The sequence below is a fragment of the Nocardioides sp. LMS-CY genome, assembly GCF_018732145.1.
Classification (GTDB): Bacteria; Actinomycetota; Actinomycetes; order Propionibacteriales; family Nocardioidaceae; genus Nocardioides; species Nocardioides soli.
Genome location: NZ_CP076104.1, coordinates 5,239,833 through 5,264,317, shown reverse-complemented (window position 1 = coordinate 5,264,317; position 24,485 = coordinate 5,239,833). Strand labels below are relative to the sequence as shown.

General features: G+C 75.0%; 22 protein-coding genes. 9 read left to right on the top strand and 13 right to left on the bottom strand.

All coding sequences use genetic code 11. The features are described from left to right. Positions 1-7 precede the first annotated feature (7 nt). Positions 8-979: a hypothetical protein gene (locus tag KM427_RS24745; protein WP_215525693.1), complete on the bottom strand. Its 972-nt coding sequence runs from the start codon at positions 977-979 to the stop codon at positions 8-10. Between the two features lie 40 nt (positions 980-1,019). Here KM427_RS24745 and KM427_RS24740 point away from each other — a divergent pair, with 40 nt between their 5' ends. The 3 genes from KM427_RS24740 (at position 1,020) to KM427_RS24730 (ending at position 4,336) form a co-directional block, all read left to right on the top strand. Continuing rightward, positions 1,020-2,009, top strand: coding sequence for a DUF2332 domain-containing protein (locus KM427_RS24740; RefSeq protein ID WP_215525692.1), 990 nt, complete (start codon positions 1,020-1,022; stop codon positions 2,007-2,009). Positions 2,010-2,037: 28 nt separating this feature from the next. Further along, positions 2,038-3,003 (top strand): zinc-binding dehydrogenase, encoded by a 966-nt coding sequence (locus KM427_RS24735; RefSeq protein ID WP_215525691.1) that lies wholly within the window; start codon positions 2,038-2,040, stop codon positions 3,001-3,003. A 61-nt stretch (positions 3,004-3,064) separates the two neighbouring features. After that, positions 3,065-4,336, top strand: a complete 1,272-nt coding sequence (locus tag KM427_RS24730) for an MFS transporter (protein ID WP_215525690.1) — start codon at positions 3,065-3,067, stop codon at positions 4,334-4,336. A gap of 130 nt (positions 4,337-4,466) precedes the next feature. Here KM427_RS24730 and KM427_RS24725 read toward each other — a convergent pair whose 3' ends face one another. From KM427_RS24725 to KM427_RS24715, 3 genes are read right to left on the bottom strand one after another with little or no spacing between them, the layout of a single operon-like run. Further along, a complete protein-coding gene (locus KM427_RS24725) occupies positions 4,467-5,663 on the bottom strand; it encodes an ABC transporter permease (RefSeq protein WP_215525689.1) in 1,197 nt (398 codons plus the stop codon). Continuing rightward, entirely contained in the window at positions 5,660-6,343 is a 684-nt protein-coding gene (locus KM427_RS24720; protein ID WP_215525688.1) for an ABC transporter ATP-binding protein, read from the bottom strand. The genes KM427_RS24725 and KM427_RS24720 overlap by 4 nt, the downstream gene beginning before the upstream one ends. Then, positions 6,340-7,476 carry a hypothetical protein gene (locus KM427_RS24715; RefSeq protein WP_215525687.1) on the bottom strand — a complete coding sequence of 379 codons (1,137 nt, stop codon included), beginning with the start codon at positions 7,474-7,476 and terminating at the stop codon, positions 6,340-6,342. Before KM427_RS24715 ends, KM427_RS24720 begins: the two co-directional genes overlap by 4 nt. A gap of 196 nt (positions 7,477-7,672) precedes the next feature. Here KM427_RS24715 and KM427_RS24710 point away from each other — a divergent pair, with 196 nt between their 5' ends. Further along, entirely contained in the window at positions 7,673-9,508 is a 1,836-nt protein-coding gene (locus KM427_RS24710; RefSeq protein ID WP_215525686.1) for a sensor histidine kinase, read from the top strand. 20 nt (positions 9,509-9,528) lie between these two features. Here KM427_RS24710 and KM427_RS24705 read toward each other — a convergent pair whose 3' ends face one another. Next, complete coding sequence (locus KM427_RS24705) at positions 9,529-10,611, bottom strand: hypothetical protein (protein ID WP_215525685.1); 1,083 nt, start codon at positions 10,609-10,611, stop codon at positions 9,529-9,531. Between the two features lie 106 nt (positions 10,612-10,717). Here KM427_RS24705 and KM427_RS24700 point away from each other — a divergent pair, with 106 nt between their 5' ends. Further along, on the top strand, positions 10,718-11,410 hold the full coding sequence (locus tag KM427_RS24700; protein WP_183595442.1) for a response regulator transcription factor: 693 nt from the start codon (positions 10,718-10,720) through the stop codon (positions 11,408-11,410). Positions 11,411-11,433: 23 nt separating this feature from the next. Here the strand turns inward: KM427_RS24700 and KM427_RS24695 are convergent, their stop codons facing one another. The 5 genes from KM427_RS24695 to KM427_RS24675 all read right to left on the bottom strand — a co-directional run bounded on the left by KM427_RS24695 (position 11,434) and on the right by KM427_RS24675 (position 16,280). Continuing rightward, positions 11,434-12,453 carry a LuxR family transcriptional regulator gene (locus KM427_RS24695; RefSeq protein WP_183595441.1) on the bottom strand — a complete coding sequence of 340 codons (1,020 nt, stop codon included), beginning with the start codon at positions 12,451-12,453 and terminating at the stop codon, positions 11,434-11,436. A 67-nt stretch (positions 12,454-12,520) separates the two neighbouring features. Continuing rightward, on the bottom strand, positions 12,521-13,096 hold the full coding sequence (locus tag KM427_RS24690) for a TIGR03086 family metal-binding protein (RefSeq protein WP_215525683.1): 576 nt from the start codon (positions 13,094-13,096) through the stop codon (positions 12,521-12,523). Between the two features lie 8 nt (positions 13,097-13,104). Then, entirely contained in the window at positions 13,105-14,097 is a 993-nt protein-coding gene (locus KM427_RS24685; RefSeq protein WP_183595439.1) for a sigma-70 family RNA polymerase sigma factor, read from the bottom strand. Positions 14,098-14,145: 48 nt separating this feature from the next. After that, the gene (locus KM427_RS24680; protein ID WP_215525681.1) at positions 14,146-15,681 is read right to left on the bottom strand and encodes a glycerol-3-phosphate dehydrogenase/oxidase; all 1,536 of its coding nucleotides are present in this window, start codon (positions 15,679-15,681) and stop codon (positions 14,146-14,148) included. Continuing rightward, positions 15,678-16,280 carry a TetR/AcrR family transcriptional regulator gene (locus KM427_RS24675; protein WP_215525680.1) on the bottom strand — a complete coding sequence of 201 codons (603 nt, stop codon included), beginning with the start codon at positions 16,278-16,280 and terminating at the stop codon, positions 15,678-15,680. Before KM427_RS24675 ends, KM427_RS24680 begins: the two co-directional genes overlap by 4 nt. Positions 16,281-16,297: 17 nt before the next feature. Between KM427_RS24675 and KM427_RS24670 the strand changes: the two genes are divergently transcribed. Next, the gene (locus KM427_RS24670) at positions 16,298-17,866 is read left to right on the top strand and encodes an FAD-binding oxidoreductase (RefSeq protein WP_252274872.1); all 1,569 of its coding nucleotides are present in this window, start codon (positions 16,298-16,300) and stop codon (positions 17,864-17,866) included. Further along, a complete protein-coding gene (locus KM427_RS24665) occupies positions 17,863-18,798 on the top strand; it encodes a diacylglycerol/lipid kinase family protein (RefSeq protein ID WP_215525679.1) in 936 nt (311 codons plus the stop codon). The genes KM427_RS24670 and KM427_RS24665 overlap by 4 nt, the downstream gene beginning before the upstream one ends. Positions 18,799-18,901: 103 nt before the next feature. Here KM427_RS24665 and KM427_RS24660 read toward each other — a convergent pair whose 3' ends face one another. Further along, on the bottom strand, positions 18,902-19,564 hold the full coding sequence (locus KM427_RS24660) for a pirin family protein (protein ID WP_215525678.1): 663 nt from the start codon (positions 19,562-19,564) through the stop codon (positions 18,902-18,904). A gap of 15 nt (positions 19,565-19,579) precedes the next feature. On the opposite strand from KM427_RS24660, the gene KM427_RS24655 reads away from it, so the two are divergent. Beyond that, positions 19,580-20,941, top strand: coding sequence for a GH1 family beta-glucosidase (locus tag KM427_RS24655; RefSeq protein ID WP_215525677.1), 1,362 nt, complete (start codon positions 19,580-19,582; stop codon positions 20,939-20,941). Between the two features lie 91 nt (positions 20,942-21,032). Here KM427_RS24655 and KM427_RS24650 read toward each other — a convergent pair whose 3' ends face one another. After that, positions 21,033-22,151 carry a MalY/PatB family protein gene (locus tag KM427_RS24650; RefSeq protein ID WP_215525676.1) on the bottom strand — a complete coding sequence of 373 codons (1,119 nt, stop codon included), beginning with the start codon at positions 22,149-22,151 and terminating at the stop codon, positions 21,033-21,035. A gap of 24 nt (positions 22,152-22,175) precedes the next feature. Here KM427_RS24650 and KM427_RS24645 point away from each other — a divergent pair, with 24 nt between their 5' ends. Next, on the top strand, positions 22,176-23,537 hold the full coding sequence (locus KM427_RS24645) for a CapA family protein (RefSeq protein WP_215525675.1): 1,362 nt from the start codon (positions 22,176-22,178) through the stop codon (positions 23,535-23,537). Here the strand turns inward: KM427_RS24645 and KM427_RS24640 are convergent. After that, positions 23,512-24,474 carry a M28 family metallopeptidase gene (locus KM427_RS24640; RefSeq protein WP_252274869.1) on the bottom strand — a complete coding sequence of 321 codons (963 nt, stop codon included), beginning with the start codon at positions 24,472-24,474 and terminating at the stop codon, positions 23,512-23,514. The genes KM427_RS24645 and KM427_RS24640 overlap by 26 nt on opposite strands. Between the last annotated feature and the right edge of the window lie 11 nt (positions 24,475-24,485).

Sequence of the window (24,485 nt, the reverse complement as noted above, 5' to 3'; positions counted from 1 at the left end):
CCGGCAATCAGCGCGCGGCGTGCCGGGCCAGCCACGCGTCCCAGCCTCGGTCGAGCCGGTCGCGGCCGCGCGCGGCGGGCCGGTCGGATGCCCAGCTGCCGAAGACATCGTCGGGCCCAGCCCCGGTGGCGTGCAGGCGCAGCCAGGCCGGGAGGTCGGTGGCGCCGAGCGCGACCTGGGCCGCCCGCACGAGGGGCGCGAGCGTCCGGCCGTGGCGGGCGACGGTGAGCTGCTCGGGCGTCCTCGCCGCCGCGACGTCGACCGTCAGGTCGAGCCGCACGTGTCCGGAGCGGCGGTCGAGCTGCCAGTAAGGCACCCACACGGGCTGGCCCTCCGCGCCGGCGCCGCGCTGCACGGCCTCGAAGAGGCGTAGGTCGCGGCCCGTCACCCGGCCGGTCGCGGTGAAGGTGCCGGGGCCGCTGTCGAAGACCCACACGGTCCGGTCGCTCCCGTGGCCGATCCGCCGGGCCCGGGCCACGTCGTGCGCCGCGCCGCCCCCGGAGCGGACCCGGACCGTCTCGCCGTCCGGGCCCACGGCGTACGACACGGCTCCGAGCATCGTGTCGGTGAGCCGGAGCCAGGTGCGGAGCACGGCCCTGCTGCCACGCCGATCGCCGAAGCCGTCGCCGACGGTCAGCTCCGACTCCGGCGTGACGGCCGAGACCAGGGTCAGCCGGTACGACGGGTAGCCGCGGTCCGCGGCGACCGCGTCGACCTCCGAGACCAGTGCCGCCAACCCGGCCGCGTCGTCGACGGCCGCGGCGTAGGTGATCCTGATCGCGCCGGCCCGGTCGGGGCCCGGCTGCGTGACCTCCGCGGCTCGTACCTGGTCGAGGTGTCGCAGCCCGCTCTGCACGGCGAGTGCTGGATCGGGAGCGCGTGAGCAGGCCGCCAGCCCGGACAGGAGGAGCGCGCCGGTGGCGAGCGTCGCCGCGGCCCGCCGCCCCCGACGATCCTCATGCGGAGAATGGTGGCCCATCCGGGTGTCGCCCGGACGGGAAACGGGAGGATCGCACCGGATGGACGTCTACGGCGACACCGCCACGCAGTACTCCGAGTTCGCCGCGGACGCGCGCCCGACCTCAGCGTGCTTCGCGGACTGGGCGAGCCGGGTCGCGTCCGACCCCGAGGTGCTCGCGTGGCTCGGCCGGCTGCCCGTGCCCAAGCGACAGCCGAACCTGGTCTTCGCGGCCGCCCGCTGGCACGGGGTTCCCGCGCCGGGGCCGTACGACGACCTGCGGGCGGCGCTCCTCGGCGACGACGGGGAGATCCGGGCGACCATCCTCGAGCGCGCCACCCAGACGAACGAGGTCGGCCGGCTGGCGACCCTCGTGCCGGCCTTCGCCCTCGCCGCCGGGACCGGGCCGCTCGCCCTGGTCGAGGCCGGGGCGAGCGCCGGGCTGTGCCTCTACCCGGACCGGTACCGGTATCTGTGGCGCACGGACGCCGGGGTCACCGCGGCCGGCGATCCGGAGGCGCCGACGCTCGCGTGCGACGTGATCGGGCCCGCGCCGCTCCCGCCCACGGTGCCCTCCGTGGCCTGGCGGGCCGGGGTCGACCTCAACCCTCTCGACGTGACCGACGCCGAGCGGATGCGCTGGCTCGCGACCCTGATCTGGCCCGAGCACGACGACCGCCGGGCGCGGCTGGAGCGAGCCGTCGAGGTGGCTCGCCGCGATCCGCCGTACCTGCGCCGCGGCGACCTGATCGAGGAGCTGCCGGGACTGGTCGACGAGGCCGGTCGGCACGGGACAGTCGTCGTCTTCCACAGCGCGGTGATCGCCTACCTCCCCGACGAGCGGCGTGCGGCGTTCCACCGGCTCATGGCCGGGCTGGTCGCGGCCGGCCGCTGCCACTGGGTGAGCAACGAGGGGCCGCGGGTGCTGCCGGGCGTGACCGCCACCGGTCCGGACCTGCCCGAGGACGAGCACGGGTTCGTCCTCGGCGTCGACGGTCGCGCCGTGGCGCGGACCCAGGGACACGGCCGGAGCCTGCGATGGTTGACGTGAAGTTAACTTGAACTTGTGCAATGGGCTCATGCACGCCATCCGTCTCCATGAGTTCGGCCCATCCGACCGCCTGGTCCTGGAGGACCTGCCCGACCTCAGCCCGGCCGTCGGCCAGGTGCGGATCGCCGTCGCCGCGAGCGGGGTGCACCTGCTCGACACGGCGATCCGGCGCGGCGAGCCCGGTCCGCTGCCGCCTCCCGAGCTGCCGACGATCCCCGGCCGCGAGGTCGCCGGCGTCGTCGATGCGGTCGGCGACGGTGTCGACGCGTCCTGGGTCGGCCGCCGCGTCGTCGCCCACCTGGGGCCGGTGCCGGGCGGGTACGCCGAGCAGGCGGTCGCGACCGTCGACCTCCTCTTCCCGGTGCCCGATCACGTGTCCTTCGCCGACGCGGTGGCCGCCGTCGGCACCGGCCGCACCGCGCAGGGCATCGTCGAGCTCGAGCCGGCCGGCCGCGACGACGTCGTCCTGGTCCCGTCGGCCGCGGGCGGGCTGGGCTGGCTGCTGGTGCAGGACGCCCGGTCACGTGGCGCGCGCGTGGTCGCGGCCGCCCGCGGCACCGAGCGCACCTCCCGACTCGCGGAGCTGGAGCCCGACCAGGTCGTCGACTACGGCCGCGACGGCTGGGAGCGCGAGGTCGCCGACGGCGTCACCCTCGTGTACGACGGCGTCGGCGGCGCGGTCGGGCGCGCGGCGCTGGAGCTGCTGCGCCCCGGCGGCCGGCTGGTGATGTTCGGGTTCTCGGCCGGCGAGCCGACCCGGCTCGACACCGACGACCTGATCGGGCGGTCGATCTCCGCCGGCTGGAGCCTCGGGCCGCGCATGGTCGCGCTCCCCGGCGGCATCCCCGGCCTCGCCGCCCGGGCGCTCGACCGGGTCGCCGCGGGCGAATGGCGGCCACTGGTCACGACGTACCCGCTCGCCGAGGCCGCCCGCGCCCATGCCGACCTCGAGCGGCGTCGGGCGCTCGGCAAGGTCGTGCTCGAGCCGCGATGAAATCGGTGGGGCCAGGCGGTCGCAACAGCCAGACTGTTCCCCGGCCCGGAGAGGAGGAGCGATGACCGACGTGGAGCAGCGGCTCGAGAACACCAGACTGCCGCGCGCGCTCACGCCGTTCCGCCACTCGGCGTACCGCCGCCTCGCAGTGGCGCTCGTGCTGGCCACCTTCGCCGGCGGGGTGTGGACGGTCGGACTGGTCTGGGAGGTCATCCGGATCGGCGGCGGTCCGGCGCAGCTCTCGGTCGTCTCGACCGCGGCCGCGGTCGGCGTGCTGCTGCCGGCGCTGCTCGGTGGGGTGGTCGCCGACCGGGTCCCGCAGAAGGTCATCCTGCTCTGCGTCGCCGCGATCGAGTTCGTCGCGATGTCCGTCGTCGCGCTGCTGTCGGTCGCCGACCTGACGCTGCTGTGGCACCTGGGCGTGGTGGGCTTCGCGATCGGCACGGCGATGGCGTTCTACTACCCGGCGTACTCCGCCTGGCTGCCGGCGCTCGTGCCGGAGGAGGACCTGCTCGCGGTCAACGGCTTCGAGGGCATGGTGCGCCCGACGATCGGCCAGGCGATCGGCCCGGCCGTCGCCGGGGTGCTGGTCGGCGCGGTCTCGCCCGCCGCCGCGCTGAGCATCGCGGCGGTGTCGTCGGTCGCCGGCCTGCTCGCGCTCACCACCGTGCCGCTGACGCCGGTACGTCGTGACGCCGACCAGCCGGTGCGCTCGGTGGGCCACGACCTGCGCGAGGGATTCGTCTACATGGCGCGGACGCCGTGGCTGCTGGCCACGCTGCTGTTCGCGTCGCTGATGATCTTCGTGATCATGGGCCCGCTCGAGGTGCTGGTGCCGTTCCTCATCAAGGACAAGCTGGGCGGCGACGCGGGCGACCACGCGATGGTGCTGGCCGCGTTCGGTATCGGCGGCGCCGTCGGCTCGATGGCGATGGCGTCCCTGCGGATGCCGCGCCGCTACCTGAGCGTGATGAACCTGCTCTGGGGCGTGGGCTGCCTGCCCTTCGTCGTGATGGGCATGGCCACCCAGATCTGGATGCTGGTGGTGGCGGCGCTCGTCCTCGGTGCGATGTTCTCGGCCCCGATGGTGATCTGGGGGACGCTGCTCCAGCGTCGCGTGCCGCCGCACCTGCTCGGCCGGGTCGCCTCGCTCGACTTCTTCGTCTCGGTGAGCCTGATGCCGGTGTCGATGGCGCTGGCCGGCCCGGTCTCCGAGGCGATCGGCCTGCGCACGACGTTCCTGGTGGCCGGGGTGGTGCCGACCTTCGCGGCGATCGCCGCCGTCGTCCTGGCCCGGCTGCCGCAGGACGAGCTCGCCCACCCGCTGGCGTGAGGCTCGTCCGCCTCTCGCGGGTGCACACCGAGCGATACCCAGTGACGATCTGGTTGTTCCCGGGGTCGTGGAACGACCAGATCGTCACTGGGTATCGGGACGGGGCATCAGGACGGGGCCGGGTGCAGCTCTAGAGGGTGCGGAGCGCTTCGGCGGGCTCCAGGGACCCGGCTCGCCAGGCAGGGAACGCCCCGGCGAGTACGCCGATCACCAGCCCGGCGAGCGGGGCCGCGAGCAGCCGGGCGTCGAGCACGGGCGCCCAGTCGCGGGCGAGTGCGACGAGCATGCTGGTGCCGAACCCGAGGCTGGTCCCGACGACGCCGCCGAGCAGGCCCACGGTGGCACTCTCGACGAGGAACTGGGTCATCAGGTCGCCGCGGGTCGCGCCGAGCGCCCGGCGCAGCCCGATCTCGCCGACGCGCTCCATCACCGAGAGCAGCATGATGTTGGCGATGCCGACGCCACCGGCGACCAGCGTGACGATGCCGAGGAGCACCAGCAGCGACGAGACGTCGCCCTGCACCCGCTCCCGCAGCGTGGTGTCGGTCGGCGGGGCCGAGGCGAGCAGCGCGCCCGGGTCCGTGGGCGTGATCGCCAGCGGCGCCTGACGGGCGATCGTCTCGGCGGCGCCGGGCGCGACCTCGACCTGCAGCGACTGCGCTCCCTGCCAGCCGAACAGCCGGGCCGCCGTCGACTCCGGGACGACGATCGAGTCGACCAGCTCGCCCCGGGCGTCGACCGCGTCGATGATGCCGACGACCGTCAGGGCCCGGTCGCCGACGAAGACCGCCGGCCCGTGGGCGAGGTCCGTGATGCCCAGGCGCCGCGCGGCCGCGGCGCCGAGCAGCGCGACCGGGTCGGCGCGGGCGACGTGACCGGCGTCGTACCGCCGGCCGGAGATCTCGGCGTCGACCGCGTCGAGCAGGCCCGGGGAGGCCGCCAGCACCGGGAGCGTGGGGTCGGGCGGCGCCTGGGGGTCGACGACCGGCACGGTCCGCGCCGGGTCGTCCACCTCCAGGCGGGTGAGCGTGCCGGCCGTCTCGACGCCCTCGAGGCTGCGGATCCGCTCCTCGGCGTCGGCCGGCAGCACCGCCCCGCGCTCGGCCCGCGACTCCTCCGGCTGCACGGTCACCCGGTCGGCGGCGGCCCGGTCGAAGTGGTCGGCGACCTGCCCGCTCGCCGTGCCCGCCAGGCTGACGGTCGCCACCAGGGCGGCCAGGCCCAGCGCCTCGCCGACCATCGTGAGCACCAGCCGGCCGGGTCGTGCCGACACCCCGGCCATCGCCTCGATGACGTGGGTCCACGGGCGTGCCCTCCCGCGGCTCATGCGGAGAGCCGTCCGTCGACGATCCGCACGCTGCGCGACGCGCGGGCGGCGACGCCCGGGTCGTGGGTGATCATCAGGATCGTCGTGCCCTCGGCGTGCAGCTCCTCGAAGAGCTCGAGCACCGAGGCGGCGCTGGCGGTGTCGAGGTTGCCGGTCGGCTCGTCGGCGAGCAGCAGGCTGGGGCCGGCGACCAGCGCCCGGGCGATGGCGACGCGCTGCCGCTCACCGCCCGAGAGCGTCGTGGGCCGGGCCCGGCGCCGGTGCGCCAGCCCGACCCGATCGAGGAGCCGCTCGGCGCGGAGCGCGCGCTCCCGCCCGGACAGGCCGAGATAGAGCCCGCCCAGGCTCGCGTTCTCGAGCACGGTGAGGTGGGGGAGGAGCTGGAAGGCCTGGAACACGAATCCGAGGCGTGCGGCCCGCAGCCCGGCCCGCCGGCGCTCGCCGGCGGTGGTCGTGTCGATCCCGGCCAGCCGGTAGTGACCGGCGGTCGGCGAGTCGAGGAGGCCCAGGACGTTGAGGAGGGTGGACTTGCCCGAGCCCGACGGGCCGACGATCGCGAGGAACTCGCCCTCGGTCACGGTCAGGTCGACGTCGCGCAGCACGTCGACCGGTGGGTCGCCCCCGAAGGTCCGGCCGACGCCCTCGAGCTCGACGACCGCGGGAGCACCGGCGGCGGTCACTCGCCCACCACCACGCGGTCGCCGTCGGCCAGCTCACCGTCGACGACGCGCACCTCGACGTAGCCCTCGGCGGACAGCCCGACCTCGACCCGGACCGTGCTCGTCGAGCCGTCCGGGTCCACCCGGACGACGCGCGCGGTGCCGGCGGCATCGGTGCTCAGCGCCGCGAGCGGTACGACGAGTACCTTGCCCCGCGTGCTCTCGAGCGGCACGGTCACCTTCACGTTGGCGCCCTGGAGAGCTCGCTGCTGCCGGTCGGTGAGGCCGGGCAGGCGCACCGAGGTGCGGGCGCCGGTCTCGGTGCCCGTGACCGCGCCGAGCCGGCCGCGCACCTCGGCGCCCCCGGGGACGTCGATGACCACGGGCATGCCGGCCTCCAGGACCTCCTGGTCGGCGGTGGTCAGCCCGATGGAGACGACGAGCTCGGAGCCGGAGAGGAGCATCGGGGCCCGCGGCAGCGGCTTGCCCAGCCGGGCCGGCGCACGGTCGACGCGGCGCGGCAGGCTGGGGACGTAGGTGACCTCGCTCATCGGCAGCACGACCTCGTCGGCGTCGGCCGCCGCGGCGCCGGTCGTGGCCTCCTCGCCGGCCGCACCGTCGGGTGCGGAGCCGATCGTGCCCGCGGTCGGCGCCGGGTAGCCCAGGCGTTCGTAGAGGTCGGCCACGGCCGCGCTCGTGTACGTCGTGAACTCCTCGTCCACGTCGCCGGGGTCGAGCCCGATCTGGGCCAGCGCCTGTTCGAGCTGCGCGACGTCGGGGCCGACGTCGCCCGGTGCGAGGTCGCGGTACGCCGGCAGCGCGCCGGTCAGCGCGATCACGGGACGGCCGGCGACCTCGAGCACGACCTCGCCCGCGCGGACGGTCGCGCCGCGGTGCCGGGGCGCCGCGGTGACGATCGGCAGCGGCGCGGTCGTGCGGACCACGAGCGGGACCGGGTCGGAGAAGTTGGCGTCGCCCCGCACGACCACGGCCGAGGTGATCTTGCGCAGCTCGACGGCCGCGGTCACCGGACCGGTCGGCGGCGGGGCGTCGCGGCCGGTGGACGGCGCCATCGTGAGCGCCGCGGCGTACCCGAGACCCGCGCACGCCAGCGAGCCCGCCGTGATCAGCAGCAGGGAGCGGAAGCGCCTCATCCCGGACCCGGCCTCGAGGTGAGGTCGGCGGGCGAGGGATGGGAGCGCGGCGGGTCGGGCGTCGGCATGCGGCGAACGTTCGCAGCGGGGTGTGAAGAACCGGTGTCGATCCGGTCAGGATGCGCCTTCACATGTTCTTGGCATCCCGATGCCACGATGTGCCGATGGAGACGGTGCGGGCGACGGCGACGGCGCGGTGAGGTCCCCCGGGCTCCTGGGCCGCTCGATCCTGGCGTCGGTGCTGGTCGCCGCCGTCGCGAGCGTCGCCACCGCGGTGCTCACCGCCGACGCGGTGCGCTCGAGCGCGGAGCGGGAGCAGGTGCGGGTGGCCGACGTGGACCGGACCATCGTCGACCGCCTGGAGGCCTTCGGCCGCGGCGGCCCCGAGTGGGCGGGCGCGGGCGCCCTGCTCGGCGAGCTGGCCGCGTCGTCGGAGCGGCTCATCGTCGTGACCGATGTCGACGGTGCGCCGCTGGCCAGCTCGGCCGGGTCCGACCCCGGGCAGCGGGAGGTCGGGACCCAGGACCCCACCGCGGTCCTCGACCCGCTGGCCGGCATCCTCGCCGCCGCGACGGCGGCCGTGCCCGCGGCGTACGACGAGCTGGCGCTGCCGGCGCCGCTGCTCGCCGCCCGGGCAGGTGGCGGCGACCTGCGGGCCGCGTTCCGCCGCGACTACGACCTCACCGGCATCTGTCTCGACGTCGAGGCCGACGAGGGACCGTCGGGCGGCGTGCCCGGAGACGTGACGGTGCTGACCTCGTGCCGCGACCTCGCATCCACCCGAGCCGGGGCCGGCCGCGGCGGGCTCGCCGATCTGGCCTGGCTGCAGAGTGCCGTCGCGCTGGAGGAGTACCGGTGCCTGCAGCGCCGGGGAGTGACCTCGCAGCTGACCCGGCTCTTCGGCGCCGACGGCAGCGGCGCGCCCGACCTGCTCACCGTGCACGTGCCGGGCGCGGCGGACGGCGCGCGTCCGTCGTCGGTGTCTCGTGCCTGGGACGACTGCGCCACGGCCGTGCTGACGCGGCACCTCCGGGCGTCGGTCGCGCCGAGCGCGGTGCTCTACGTCTCCGAGACCCGTGCGGTCGAGCGAGGCCTGGTCGACCGGGTCGGCGGGCGGCGCATCGTCCTCGCCCTGGTCGTCATCCTGGTGGTCGCGGTGGTGGCCAGCCTGGTCGCCTCGCGCCGCGTGCTGCGGCCGGTGCGCCGGCTCACCGAGGCCACCCAGCAGATGGCGGCGGGGGAGCTGGCCACCCGGGTGCCCGTCACGGGCCACGACGAGGTGGCGCGGCTGGGTCGGTCCTTCAACGAGATGGCGCAGGCCCTCGGGGAGGCCGACGACCAGCGGCGCCGGATGGTGAGCGACGTGGCGCACGAGCTGCGGACGCCGCTCTCCAACCTCCGCGGCTACCTCGAGGCGGGGCACGACGGCGTCCTCGAGCGCGACGACGGCTGGACCGGATCGCTGCTCGAGGAGGTGGCGCTGTTGCAGCATGTCGTCGACGACCTCGGCGTGCTCGCCCAGGCCGACGCCGGCCGCCTCGCCCTGCACCCGGTCGACGGCGACGTCGCCGCGACCGTCGACACCGCCCTGCTCGCGATGCGGGGCGCCGCGGAGTCGCGGTCGGTGACGCTCGCCCGGACCGGACTCGCGTCGGCGCCGGCCCCGCACGACCCGCTGCGACTGCGGCAGGTCGTCGCCAACCTGGTCTCGAACGCCGTGCGGCACTCACCCGAGGGCGCCACGGTGACGGTGGACCTGCGGGCAGACGCCGGACCCGACGACCGACCCGGCGTGGTGGTCGAGGTCGCCGACCGCGGCGCGGGCATTGCGGCGAAGCACCTGCCGCACGTCTTCGAGCGCTTCTTCCGCGCCGACCCCTCGCGTACCCGGGAGACCGGGGGGAGCGGCCTCGGCCTCGCGATCGTCGAGCAGCTCGTCGACGCCCACGGCGGGGCCGTGACCGCCGGACAGCGGGCCGGTGGGGGCGCCGTGTTCACGGTCTGGCTCCCCGCCGGCCGGCCCCAGGACTGAGAGATCGAGCCTGGCGCCGCCTACTCCTGGTCGGCGACCGCGGCGGCCATCGCGGTGCGGAACGCCTCGAGCTCCTCGAGGTTGTCGCGCACGAACCGCTCCTCGGTGTCCAGCTTCACCGCCCGGAAGGTCCGTCGCCAGTCCCGCAGGCAGGCCTCGTCGGCGACGGCCAGGTCGACCTCGGCGGTGCGGAGGGCGGCCAGGCGGGTCGGATCGGCGTCCGCCATCCCCGACAGGTCGGGGCCGAGCAGCTTCCGGGCGTCGTCGCGGGCGCGGGCCCGGGGCTGGTCGAGCTCGGTGAACCCGCGGTGCCCGGCGGCGGCCAGGCAGCTCGACCAGGACGACGTCGCGGCCTCGACCCGCGGGTCCGCCAGCTGCTCGTCGCGGAGATCGCCGACCCGCTTCAGCAGGCTCGCGAAGCTGTCGCGGACCCGCTGGGCGCGCTTCTCGGCACTCCGGCGCTCGTCAGCGGTGGGCTCGCCGGCGTCCGCGCGGCCGACGCAGGACGTCTCCGTGTTCGACATCGCGGTGCCCGCCAGGTAGCCACGGTCGTCCAGGGTGTTGACGTCGCCGTAGAGCGCCTGGTGGTAGGCGACCCGCTCCGCGACGCTCATCCGCGCGACGATCGCCTCGTTGGGGTCGCGCTGCTCCTCACGGTCCGCCGGCGGCTCGGTGCTGATGCCGTAGCCGAACCGCGCCGCGAACTCGTCGGGCGGCAGGTCGGGGAAGCTGCCTCCGGTCACGTCCAGCGTCATGGAGCCGTCCGGCAGCAGCGTCGCGTCGACGTCGGGCACGAACGGCACGTACTCGAACCCCTCGGCGGCCATGCACCGCGCGATCTCCTCCTCGAACTCGAGGTACTCGGCGTCGTCGGTGCTCAGCGCGGCTCCCGCGCCGACCCCGACGTAGTCGTCGAGCGGGCCGACCGGCACGCCGCCGTCGTCCGACCCGTCGTCGGAGTCGTCCGCCCCGGTCTCCGGCGGACCGGACGCGGCGGCCGGGGAGGGGTCGGGATCGTCGGCTCCGGAGGAGCAGGCCGAGAGGCCGAGGAGCAGGGCGAGGACCGCCGCGGCGGCGGCCGGGTGCAGGAGTTGTCGACGCATGGCGCGACGGTCGCAGTGTCTCGTGAAGACGCCGTCAAGAACCGGTGTGGATCCGCACCCGAGCGTTCTTCACAGGTTCTTGGCAGCCGGCTGCCAGGATGACGCGGTGAGCGCACGGATCCTGGTGGCGGACGACGACCGCAAGCTCGCCGCACTCGTCCGGACCTATCTCGAGCGGGCCGGGCACTCGGTGGTCGTCGTTCCCGACGGCCGGGCGGCGCTCGTCGAGTGCCGGCGCCGGCAGCCGGACCTCGCCGTCCTCGATATCATGATGCCGCTGCTCGACGGTCACGACGTGTGCCACCTCCTCCGCTCCGAGGGCGACGTGCCGATCATCTTCCTCACCGCGCGTGCGACCGAGGACGACCTCGTGCAGGGCCTCCAGCTGGGCGCGGACGACTACGTCACCAAGCCCTTCAGCCCCCGCGAGCTGGTGGCCCGGGTCGAGGCGGTGCTGCGGCGCAGCCGCCCCGAGCCCGGTGACGCGGTCACCCGGGCCGGCTCGCTCGTCCTCGACGAGGAGCGCCACGAGGTGCGGCTCGGCGGGCGCCTGGTGCCGTGCACGCCGGCCGAGTTCCGGATCCTGCGCGAGCTGGTCACCCACCCCGGGCGGGTCTTCTCCCGGCAGCGGCTCCTCGAGGCGGCGTTCGGCTTCGACCACGACGCGCTCGAGCGGACCGTGGACGTGCACGTGATGAACCTGCGCCGCAAGCTCGAGCCGGACCCGACCGACCCGCGGCACCTGGTCACCGTCTACGGCGTCGGCTACAAGTACGTCGCCGACGACGCTGCTCCTTGAGGTCGGACCGCCGTCGGCCGAGGTCAGATGCCGGGACCGAGCACCGAGGCGAGTGAGCCGCGGGAGCTGATGCCGAGCTTGCGGTAGACGTGCGAGAGGTGCCACTCGACGGCCTTGACCGTGACCACGAGCTGGTTGGCGATCTCGCGGTTGGTCAGCCCGGTGACCGCGAGCCGGGCGACGCGCTGCTCCGCCGCGGTCAGCGACGCGAGGGTCTCGCCGGCCACCGGCTGCGGCTGCTCGCCCAGGCGGCCCAGCAGGCGGCGGATCCGGCCGAGCAGCGGCCAGAGGTTCTCGCTCCCGGCGTACCGCTCGGCGCGGCGCAGCAGCGCGAGGACCTCGCCGCCGCGCTCGGGGCCGGCGAGCAGCAGCAGCCCGGCGAGGTCGGTCTCGATCTGGGCGGTGAGCCGCGCGCTCGGCACGCCGTCGAGCTCGTCGAGCGCCTGGCGCAGCAGCGAGGCGCGGTCGGTACGGGCGTCGACGGTGGCGAGGGTGCGCAGGCCGAGGGCGATCGGGTACGCCGCGCCGCTCACGCCGGCCAGGGTGAGGTGCTCGCGGGCCAGCGCGGTGCCCTCCACCCGGTGGCCGAGGCGGACCGCGGTCAGCGCGGCCGCCGTGCGCCAGGGCAGCACGTCCGGGTCGTCCTCGCCCGGACGCAGCAACCGGGGGACCCGGGCGAAGTGGTGGGCCGCCAGCTCGATCTCGTTGACCGCGGCGCACAGCTCGCCGCGCCCGTAGTGGGCGGTGGCGCCGACCAGGCCGGCGTGGTCGAGGTGGACGCCGAGCCGCTCGCCCGCGACCCGCGCCTCGGTCAGCTCGCCGCGGGCGAGCCGGCAGTCGATCAGCGCCGTCAGCAGGGCCGCGCGCTGGGGGACGTCGAGGGCGTCGGTCGCGGCGGCCCGGTCCAGGTAGCCGACCGCGGCGCCGATGGCGCCGGCGCGGGTGTTCACGAGGCCGCGCTCGAGCAGCTCCAGCGGATCCTCGACCGCACCGGCCTTCCTCGTCGCCGCGTCGGAGGCAGGGGTAACCGAGGCCGCGGGCATGCGGGAGAGCCTAGGAAGACCCGCCGCGCTCCGGGGCGGAATCGGGTAAAGGATCGTGGCGGTCCAGTCAGGTCCGGCCCGGTCGGCGGCCCAGGAAGGCGAGCAGCCGGGCGTCGGCCGGAGCGTCGGCGGGCGCCGGCAGCGCCGGGGCGAACCGGAGGCCGCGGTCCGCCCGGGTCACCGCGGCCCGCGCGATCGGGAGCAGCGACTCAGCGAGATCGACCGGGATCGGGGCGTCCTCGCCGACCGCGCGGCCGACGTCCCAGCCGTGGGTGGTGACCTCCAGCGCCGCCGTGGCGACCAGCAGCGGGCTGACCAGGTCGTGGCGGCCGGTCGCGGCCTCGATCACGACGTCGCCGGGCGAGGGCCGCGACCAGGCGCCCAACAGCGCGGTCGCCTTGGCCCGGATCGTCGGGACCGGGCCCGCGGCCGACCGGGACCGGTGCACGTCGACCGAGCCGCCCGCCGCCTCGGTGAAGGCGTCGAGGGCGTCCTCCATGTGCGCGAGCAGGTCGGCGAGCCGCCAGCACGCGCACGGCGTACGTCGGTCGAGGAGGTCGTCGCGGACTCCGGCGAGCCGACCGCAGGTGTAGGCGAGGGACCGGTCGAGCAGCTCGACGGACCCGCCGAGCGTCACGCTCACGGCCAGGGTCACCGAGGGTTCGGGGCCGGTGCGTGGTCGGCGGGCAGCCGGGTCGGCAGCCCGAACCTCTCGAACAGCGCCTGGTCGAAGAACGCGGTCACGTGCCGCACCCGGTCGCCGTCGAGCTCGAGCACCTGCAGCTGGAACGGCGTGAAGTCGCCCTGCGGGGTGCGCATGTACAGGCCGTAGGCGGGCTGCCCGTTGGCCTGCGTCGGCAGCATCGGCATGTCGTTGGCGCCGCCGGGGCACTCGTTGCCGATCAGCCAGCCGATGTTCACGGGCCCGCGGAACCAGCTCGTGAACGGCGGCATGTCCCAGGTCGCCTCCGCGGTCAGCATGCTGACGATTGCGTCGACGTCCTTGCGCCAGAAGGCGTCGACGTAGCGCTCCAGCAGCTGCTCCTGGGCGGGGGTGAGCTCGTTGCAGACGGTGTCCTCGGTCAGCCCGCGCTCGGCGAGCTGGGCATGGGCCCGCTGGAGCGCGGAGTTGACCGCCGCGGTCGAGGTGTCGAGCGCCGCGGCGACCTCGGCGGCGCTCCACCGCAGCACGTCGCGCAGGATCAGCACGGCGCGCTGCCGGGCGGGGAGGTGCTGCAGCGCGGCGACGAAGGCCAGCCGGATCGAGTCGCGCTCGGCGACCACCACGGCGGCGTCCGGCACCGGCTCGAGCCAGGTGATCTCGTGGTCGCTCTCGAGCGCGTCGCCGGCCATCGCCTCGGGCGTGCCCAGTCCGGCGGGCAGCGGCCGGCGCGGCTTGTTCTCGAGGTTGGTCAGGCACACGTTGGTGGCGATCCGGTAGAGCCAGGTGCGCACCGAGGAGCGGCCCTCGAACTTGCCCGCGGCCTTCCACGCCCGCAGGAACGTCTCCTGCACGAGGTCCTCGGCCTCCTGGACCGAGCCGGACATCCGGTAGCAGTGCGCGAGCAGCTCACGTTGGTAGCGCTGCGTCAGCGTCGGGAAGTCGTCGAGCTCGGCCCCGGGATCGTTGTCAGGTGTCGTCATGACCGCTCCAGTCTGCATGGTGGTACCGACAGCCGTCGACGCCGAATTTCATCGGACCAGCGCGAGCGCCCTCTCCGCCGCGGGCTCGGCGAGCGCGCGGTCGGCCGGGACCAGCCCGACCCGGGTGCGCCGGTCGAGCAGGTCGTCGACGTCGGCGGCGCCCTCGTGGGTGACCCCGAAGACCAGCTCGGCGAGCGTCACCGGCACGCCGTCCGCCACGGGCGCGAGCAGCTCGTCGTCGGCGAGCCCGGTGACCTCGCGGGCGTTGTCGAGCACCAGCCGGGCGTCGGTGCCGAAGCGCCGGACCAGCCGCGCGGGTTCCTCGAGGTCGGCGAGCGCGGCGCGGGGCGCGGCGCCCAGCAGCGGCAGCGCGGCGGTGCGGCACGGCCCGGCGGGCAGCCCGGCACGGGCGACCGCGGCGTCGACGGCGTCCTCGGCCATCCGGCGGTACGTCGTGAGCTTGCCGCCCACGATCGTGACGACGCCGGTGTCGCTGGTCAGCACGGCGTGGCGGCGGGACAGGTCGGCCGTCGAGCCGGAGCCCCCGCCGTGATCGGTGTCGAGCAGCGGCCGGAGCCCGGCGTACGCCCCGACCACGTCGGAGCGGTGCAGCTGCCGGGAGAACGCCGCGGACACGACGTCGAGCAGGAACCCGATCTCGGGCTCGGTCGGCTCCGGGACGTCGGGCACCGCGCCCTCGACCGGCTCGTCGGTGAGGCCCGCGTAGATCGTGCCGTCGGGCTGCGGCAGCACCATCACGAACCGGTTGCTCTCGCCGGGCACCGGGCAGAACACGGAGATCTCCAGGCCGGGCAGCGTCTCGCGGCGCAGCACCAGGTGGGTGCCCCGGCTGGGCCGCAGGGTGATGCCGTCGACGAGGGTGTCGGCCCAGACGCCGGTCGCGTTCACGACGGCCCGGGCGGTGACGGCGGTGGTCGTCCCCGTGAGTTCGTCGCGCAGCTCGACGCCGGTGCCGGTGGCCGACAGCACCCGGGCGCGGGTGCGCACGTGGGCGCCGTACGCCGCGGCCGTGCGGGCGACGGTGACGACCAGCCGGGCGTCGTCCTCGAGCTGCCCGTCCCAGCCGAGCATCGCGCCGCGCAGGCCGGCCGGGCGCAACGCCGGCACCAGTCGGAGCGTCTCGGTGACCGAGAGGTGCCGCGGCCGCGGGAGGGTCGCGGCGTCGGTGTGCGCGCCGCGGCGCAGCAGGTCGCCGGCGAGCAGCCCGCTGCGGGTGACGAGTGTCTGGAGGCGGCTCACGCTGGAGGAGAGCGGCACCAGCATCGGCATCGGCCGGGTCAGGTGCGGGGCGGTGACCTCCATCAGGACACCGCGCTCGACCGCGCTCTCGTGGGCGACGCCGAGCTGGCCCTTCGCGAGGTAGCGGAGCCCGCCGTGGACCATCTTCGACGACCAGCGGGAGGTGCCGAAGGCGAGGTCGTGGGCGTCCACGGCGAGCACGCTCAGCCCGCGGGTGACCGCGTCGAGGGCGACACCGGCGCCGGTGATGCCCAGGCCGACGACCACGACGTCGACGTCGGTCGGCGCGTCGGCGAGACCGGGGATGATCCGGGTGGGGTTCACGGCTGCAGGCTCCGGGTCAGTGCGAGCGCGAGCTCGGCGTCGAGCTCCTCGCCCGCGACCCGGTCGTCGACCATCGTGTGCGCCGAGAGCACGAAGCCGTGGGCGGCGAGCAGCATCGCCCGCGCCATCGCATCGGGGTTGCCCGCACGGACGGTGCCCTCGGCCTGGCCGTCGCGGACCGCCCGGACGGTCAGTTCCAGGATGCCGTCCTGCGACCGACCGCGACGGGAGAGCAGGTAGGGCAGCAGCAGCTCGGGGTCGAGCTCGACGATGCGGACGAAGAGCTCGTTCTCGCGCAGCCGCCGGATCGTGGTGACGATGTCGCCGACCAGCCGCTCCACGGTCGGGGCGTCGGCGTCCTCCTCCGCGAGACTCTCCGCGACCACCGTGCCCCACTCGCGGGTCATCAGGTCGGCGAGCAGCTGGGGCATGTCGGCCCAGGTGCGGTAGATCGTCATCCGCGAGACCCCCGCCCGGCGGGCGACCTCGGTGAGCGTCGTCCGCCGCCAGCCGACGTCGAGGATGCAGTCGCGCGCGGCGTCGAGGTAGGCGTCGCGACCTTCGGGAGCACGTGCGTCGTTGTGACGAAGTGACGACATATGTCACAGTGTAACGCGTGAACGCCGAGATGCATCCGTCCCGCTGGGGCGACCCGGCCCGCGCGGCCGCCCTGCCCGAGGCCACCCGCGGCCTGGTCGAGATGGTCTTCGGGCTCGATGACCGCCCGGCCGTCGCCGAGCCGAAGCCGCCGCCGTCCGCGCTGGGCCGCGCCGTGATCGACCGGTTGGCCGCGGTGGTCGGCGAGGACGACGTCCGCGTCGACGACGAGACCCGCCGGCTGCGCACCCGCGGCAAGTCCACGCCCGACCTGCTCCGGGCGCGGTCCGGCGACCTGAGCGACGCGCCCGACGTCGTCGTCCGCCCCGGCACGCACGACGAGGTCGCGGCGGTGCTGGCACTCGCGGTGGAGGAACACCTGGCGGTGGTGCCGTTCGGGGGCGGTACGTCGGTGACCGGCGGCCTGGCCGCCCGGCGCGCGGGGTACGCCGGCGTGGTCAGCCTCGACCTGGTGCGGATGAAGCGGCTGCTCGCCGTCGACCACACCTCGATGACCGCCACCCTCGAGCCCGGCCTGCGCGGTCCCGAGGCGGAGGCGCTGCTCGCGGCCGAGGGGCTGACGCTCGGCCACTACCCGCAGTCGTGGGAGTACGCCTCGATCGGCGGCTTCGCCGCCACCCGCTCCAGCGGCCAGTCGAGCGCCGGCTACGGCCGCTTCGACGCCCTGGTCGTCGGGCTGCGGGTCGCCACGCCGCGCGGGTCGCTCGAGCTGGGCAGCGCCCCCGCGAACGCCGCCGGACCCGACCTGCGCCAGCTCTTCCTCGGCTCGGAGGGCGCCTTCGGCGTGCTCACCGCCGTGACCGTCCGGGTGCGCCGGCTCCCGGCACAGAAGACCTACGAGGGCTGGCGGTGGCCGTCGTTCGCCGACGGCGCGGCGGCGATGCGCACGCTCGCCCAGTCGGGGCTGCTGCCCACCGTGCTCCGGCTCTCCGACGAGTCCGAGACCGCGATCAACCTCGCCGACCCGGCCGCGATCGGCGGCGACGGCGCCACCGGGTGCGTGATGATCACCGGCTTCGAGGGCGAGCCCGAGGCGGTCGCCGCCAAGCGGTCGGCCGTCACCGCCGTGCTGACCGGCCTGGGCGGCACCCCGCTCGGCGCGGACGTGGGAGAGAAGTGGGCGCACGGGCGCTTCGACGCGCCGTACCTGCGCGACGCGATGCTCGACGTCGGCGTGCTGGTGGAGACGCTGGAGACCGCGACGTTCTGGTCGAACCTGGACCGGCTGTACGCCGACGTGAAGGCCGCGCTGACCGCGTCGCTCGGCGACCCGTCGATCGTGCTCTGCCACATCTCGCACGTCTACGAGACCGGGTGCTCGCTCTACTTCACGGTGGCCGCGAAGGAGTCGGCGGACCCGCTCGTGCAGTGGGACGCCGCGAAGCGAGCGGCGAGCGACGCGATGATCGCGGCCGGCGCGACGATCACTCATCACCACGCGATCGGCACCGACCACAAGCCGTGGCTCGCGCGGGAGATCGGGCCGCTCGGCGTCTCCGTGCTGCGCGCGGTCAAGGCCGACCTCGACCCGACCGGCATCCTCAACCCGGGCGTCCTGATCCCATGACCTCCCACGCGAACGGCAGGGCGTTCGCCTTCCTGGTCAACCCGTCCTCCGGCGGCGGAGCGGCGCCGGGTGCGGTGGTGCCGGTCGCGCGCCTCCTGCGCGAGGCCGGCGCGGTCGTCGACGTCACCTACTCGCCCGGGCCCCAGGCGATGACGCGGCTCGTCGACGAGGCCGTGGCCCGCGGCGACGTGGTGGTCTCGGTCGGCGGCGACGGCATGCTCTCCTCGCTCGCCGGGCTGGTCGCCGGTCGCGACGCCACGCTCGCGATGGTGCCGGCCGGGCGCGGCAACGACTTCGCCCGGATGCTCGGCCTGCCCGGCGACCCCGCGGCACTGGCCCGGGTGCTGCTCGAGGGTGAGGTGCGCCGCGTCGACCTGCTGGCCGTCTCCGGCCTCGGCGCGCAGCGGCGGATGGTCGCCGGCTCGATCTACGCCGGCGTCGACGCCCGCGCGGCCGCGATCGCCGACCGCGCGACCTGGCTCCCGCGCTCGATGCAGTACCCCTACGCCGCCCTCCGCGCCCTCGCGGCCTACCGGCCCGGCCGCTACCGGGTCGCGGTCGACGGGATCCCGCACGAGTACGCCGCGGCCACGGTCGTGGTCGCGAACTCCGCCTACTACGGCAAGGGCATGCAGATCGCCCCGCCCGCCTCGATCGAGGACGGCGTGCTCGACGTGATCGTCATCGAGGCCGCCTCGCGGCTCGCGCTGATGCGCTCGCTGCCGAAGGTGTACGACGGCCGGCACGTCGCGCTCCCCGAGGTCACCGTGCTCACCGGCAAGCGGGTCGAGCTCAGCGGCACGCTCCGCGGATCCGCGGGCGGCCCGATCCCCGTCGGCGGCGACGGCGAGCCCCTCGGCCTGCTCCCCGCCTCCCTCGCCGACCCGGCCGTCGTCGAGGTCGTCCCCGGGGCGCTGTCGGTCATCTGCTGACGGTGGTTTCGAGGCTCGGCGCTGGCGCGCCTCGCACCTCAACCACCGGCGCCGGTGGTTGAGGTGCGAAGGCCGTCAAGGCCTGAGCCTCGAAACCACCGCGTCAGGCGAACGCCCACACGAGCAGCTCGGTGGGCACCGCGGCGGTGACGCTGACTCCTGAGGCGTCGGTGATCCGGAAGGCGTCGCCGTCCGCGAGCGGCTCGGCCAGCGACGACCGGGCGAGCGCGCCGCCCGCGACGTACGCGTGCAGCAGGGGAGCGTCGGGGAGGGCGACGGTGTCGCCGGCGTTCAGCCGGGCGACGGAGAAGGTCGCGTCGCCGAGCCGCGCCACCTCGGTCAGGCGGCCGGAGGAGAGCGAGACCGGCGTGATGGAGTACGCCGGCGGCGTACCGGTGTCCTCCGGGGTCAGCCACGCCTGCACGAAGCGGGTCGGGCCGCCGGGTCCGGCGATCTCGGAGTGGGTCACCCCGGAGCCGGCCGACAGCACCTGCACCTCGCCGGGGCGCACGACCCCGGCGTGGCCGGAGGAGTCGTGGTGGTGCAGCTCGCCGCTCAGCACCCAGGTCACGATGTCGACGTCGCGGTGCGGGTGGTCGGCGAAGCCGGACCCGTGCCCCAGCAGGTGGTCGTCGTGGCAGACCAGCCGACCGAAGCGCACGTTGTCCGGGTCGTAGTGGGTGCCGAACGAGAACGAGTGGCGCGTGAGGAGTCCCTCATCCCGGGTAAGGAAGCGGTCGGTTCCACGGCGGATCTCGACGCTCACAGGCATCATTGTGCCGTGTCCGACCCCCGCCCGCTCAGCGGACTGCCCCAGCTGCCCCCCGGCTTCCGATTCGGTACCAGCACGGCGTCCTTCCAGATCGAGGGCGCCGCCACCGAGGGCGGCAAGGGCCCCAGCATCTGGGACACCTTCTGCGCCGAGCCCGGGCGGATCAAGGACGGGTCGAGCGGTGCGGTGACCTGCGACCACTACCACCGGTACGCCGAGGACGTCGCGCTGATGAGACGACTCGGCGTGGGCGGCTACCGGCTGTCAGTGTCGTGGCCGCGCATCCAGCCGACCGGCTCCGGCGCCCCCAACCCGGAGGGTCTGGGCTTCTACGACCGGCTGATCGACGAGCTGCTCGCGAACGACGTACAGCCGATGGTCACGCTCTACCACTGGGACCTGCCGCAGGCGCTCGAGGACGACGGCGGCTGGCTCAACCGCGCGACCGTCGACCGGTTCGCGGAGTACGCCGCGATCCTCGGCGAGCGGTTCGCCGACCGGGTCGAGCACTGGATCCCGGTCAACGAGCCCAACGTGGTGATGATGATGGGCTACGCGACCGGCATGCACGCGCCGGGTCGCACGTTGATGTTCGACTCGATGCCGGTCGCCCACCACCTCCTGCTCGGCCACGGCCGGGCGGCGATCGCGCTCCGCGAGGCGGGCGCGACCAGCGTCGGCTGCGCCAACAACCACGCCCCGATGTGGCCGGCCAGCGACGACGCGGCCGACGTCGGGGCGTCCAAGCTCTTCGACGCCCTGTGGAACGGCATGTTCAGCGAGCCGATGCTCCTGGGGCGGTACCCCGCCGACCTCGCGCCGCTCTTCGAGGGCATCGCCCGCGACGGCGACCTGGCGGTGATCCGCCAGCCGCTCGACTTCTACGGGCTCAACTACTACAACCCCTTCAAGATCGGCGCCGCCGGCGCGGACGCCGAGATGCCGTTCGAGTTCCGCGAGCTGCTCGGCTACCCGGTCACCGACTTCGGCTGGCCGGTGGTCCCCGACGCGCTGCGCGAGTGGCTGATCCTGATGCGCGCCCGCTACCGCGCCGCGCTCCCGCCGATCTACATCACCGAGTCCGGCTGTGCCTACAACATGGGGCCGGACGAGGCCGGTGTCGTCGACGACCAGCCGCGCATCGACTACCTCGACGCCCACCTGCGCGCGGTCGCCACGGCCGTGCAGCGCGGCGTCGACGTACGCGGCTACTACACCTGGTCGCTGATGGACAACTTCGAGTGGTCCGAGGGATTCACCCAGCGCTTCGGCCTGGTGCACGTCGACTACGACACCCTGAAGCGCACCCCGAAGCGGTCGTTCGACTGGTACGCCGACGTGATCGCCGCGCAGGGCAGGTCGGTCGGCTGAGCCCGGACCTCTCGGGCAGCTCTGGCACTTCTCGGGTGTTGCAGACCCCCAGATGTGCAGGGATACCCGGTGAACCGGGTATCCCTGCGGCTCAAGGCCTCACGCCAAGGGCCAACCGATCGACGATCTGCTCTAGCCGCTCGGGGGTGGTGGCGATGTTGACGCGCACGTGGCCCTCGAGGTCCGGCTGGTAGTCGTGCCCCGGGGCGACCCGGACGCCGTGGGCGAGGGCGGCCGCGGCCGGGTCGGCGACGCCGTACCCGCGCAGGTCGAGCCAGGCGAGGTAGGTCGCCTGCAGTGGCCGCATCCGCGCCTTGGGCAGCCGATCCGCGACCAGCTCGGTGAGCAGCTCGCGCTGTGCCGTCAGCCGGTCACGCAGCGCGGCCAGCCACTCGTCGCAGTCGCGCCAGGCCACGGTGCCCGCGATCACGCCGAGGATCGACCAGGTGTTCTGAGCCGGGATCGGCACCGCCGCCAGCCGCTCGCGGTCGGCCGGGTCGGGGAGCACCAGCTGCGCGCCGTGGGTCGCGGGCATGTTGAACGTCTTGGACGGGCTGGTGACGACGATCGCGCGCTCGTCGACGGCGAGGTACGGCGTGAAGGTCGCGCCCGGCAGCACCAGCGGGGCGTGGATCTCGTCGGACACGACGCGCGCGTCGTACTCGCGGGCCAGCGCCGCGACCGCGGCCAGCTCCTCGCGCGAGGGCACCTGGCCCAGCGGGTTGTGCGGGTTGCACAGCAGCAGCGTGCGCGCGCCCGACGCGAACGCGCGGGACACGGCGGCCAGGTCGAGGACCGCTTCGTCGCTGTCGGGATCGAGGGTGACCGGCACGACCTCGCGGCCGGTGACCTCGACGACGTCGCGGAAGGGCGGGTAGCACGGCAGCGGCACCACGACCGGCCCCGGTGGGCAGAGCACCTCGAGTGCGAGCCGGATGCCGCTCATCACGCCCCCGGTCGGCACCGACGCCTCCGGCGCCACCTCCCAGCCCCAGTGCCGGGCCGCGAAGCCGGCGTACGCCGCGCCCAGGTCGTCGCCGTGCGGCGGATAGCCCAGGGCACCGCGGCGGACGGCGTCGACCAGCGCCTCGGTGATCGGCTCGGCCTGCCGATAGTCCATCTCGGCCACCCAGGCGGGGACCACCCCGGGGGTCTCCCACTTCAGCGGCAGCGCGGCCCGAGCCTCCTCGTCGGTGAGATCGTGGATCACCCGAGGCAACCTACCCTTGCCGCCATGAGGCTCCTGGTCGGGTGCGTGGCGGTGCTCGCGCTCGCCGGCTGCACGGGCGGGTCCGATTCGCCGCCGGTCGACCGGGCCATCACCGACGTGCCGTCGCCGACGCCCTCGCCCGCGGAGAGCGTCGAGCCCACCACCCGGCCGCTCGTGCTCGCGCTCAACGCACGCCGGCCGGCGCTCGACCTCACCGTGGGCCAGGCGCGCCGCATCGAGCGCGGCGAGATCACCGACTGGCGCCGGCTCGGCGGGCCCCCGGGCCCGCTGCGCACCACCGACCGCACCGACGGGCTGCGGCATCTGCCGATGGACACGATCGCGGTCGTCGTCGCCGACGCGGTCGGCCCGACGGTGCGGGTCGCCACGGTGGGGGGCGTCGACCCGCTGCGCGACCCCGCGGCGTACCCGCTCCAGGTCGCCGGACCCGCCCCGGCCGAGGTCACCACGCTGACCGTGGTCGGCGACATCATGCTGGGGCGCGGGGTGGCCGGTAGCCCCCTCGCGCCGATGAGCGAGCGCCTCGCCGCCGCCGACATCACCGTCGGCAACCTCGAGAGCACGCTCGCGGAGCTCGGCCCGCCGCGGCAGGACCCGGTCACCGACTCCTTCTCGGCCGCGCCGTCGGTGCGGCGCGACCTGCGGGCCGCGGGCTTCGACGCGCTCGACCTGGCCAACAACCACACCGGTGACTTCGGCGACGCGTCGCTGGTGCGCACGGTCGGCCTGTTGCGCGCGGGCGGGCTGCCGACGTTCGGCGCCGGCCGCGACCTCGCGCAGGCCCGGCGGCCGGCGGTGGTGGAGCGCGACGGCGTCCGGTTCGGCTTCCTCGGTTTCAACGCGATCGGCGAGACGGCCGAGGCCGGCCCCGGTCGCCCGGGGGCGAACGCCGTGAGCATGCCGCCGCGCACCGGCCCGCTCGACCGGGCCGAGCTCGACCGCGTGCTCGGCGACGTACGCCGGCTCGCGCGGCGGGTCGACGTCGTCGTGGTGCTGCCGCACTGGGGCACGCAGTACACCCATCGGCCCGAGCCGGTGCAGCACCAGGTCGCCCGTGAGCTCGCGCGGGCCGGCGCCGACCTGGTGGTCGGCGGTCACCCGCACTGGGTGCAGGGCGCCGAGCAGGTCGGGGACACCCTCGTGGTGCACTCGCTGGGCAACTTCGTCTTCGACATGGACTTCATGACCCAGACCATGGAGGGGCTGGTGCTCGAGGCGGTGTTCTGGGGCGACCGGCTGATGGCGGCCGACTTCGTGCCGTACCGGATGGACCGCGCCTTCGCGCCGCGCGTCGTGCCGGCGGCGTCGGCCGGCAGCATCCTCGAGCCGTTCTGGCAGCTCAGCCAGCTGGCGGCGCCGCGCTGAGCCAGGCGAGGAGCAGCCGGCCCACCCGGCGCAGCTGAGCGGGCTCGACGAAGTGCGGCAGGTCCTGGGCGGAGTGGTAGCCGGCGTACGGCGTGCTGCCGATCCGCGCCGCGAGGAAGCCGGCGTCGGCGAACGACTCGTGGTCGCTCGCCGAGTCCGTCTCCACGATCGTCGGGATGCCCTCCTGCGCCGCGACCCGCGCCAGCCGGTCGCGCAGCGCGGCCGGCGTGCCCGCCACCGACGACAGCGGGACCACGGAGCCGACGCCGACCCGGTCGAGGGAGACCATGCCGCGCAGCAGCCGGCCCCGGTCGGGAGTCAGCGCCGTGACGTACCGCTTGGACCCGAAGTGGTGCAGCTCGCCCGGCCCGCGGGGCTCCTCGCCGCCGAACGCCACCAGCACCACCTGACCGCTGCCGCCCAGCACCCGTGCGACCTCGAGCAGCACCGCGACGCCCGAGGCGTTGTCCTCCGCGCCCGGCGCGACCGCGACCGTGTCGAGGTGCGCGCCGACCACGACGTATGGCGCGGACGGGTCGAAGTCGGTCGGGGTCGCGATCACGTTGCTCGACCGTCCCTTGCGTACCGGTACGCCCCACGAGTCACCGGCTGGCAGGGGAAACGAGGGGCGACGCACGGCGTACCCGTGCCGCGCGAACTCGTCGGCGACCCAGTCAGCGGCCTCGCGGAACGCCGGGCCGGTCGCCAGCCGCGGCCCGATCTCGACCGCCAGGTGGCGGACCGTGCGCATCGCGCGCGCGGCCTCGAAGCGGGCGGGTCGCGTCGGGGTGGACTCCGTGGGTGTCGGCGCGCTCGACGTGGCCGCGGGGGTCGTCACCTCGGGCTGCTTCGGGTCGCCGACGGGCCTGTCCGTGCACCCGGAGGAGAGCCCCGCGAGTGTGATGCAGGCGACTGAGGCGACCAGCCTTCGAGCCATGCGGAGACGAT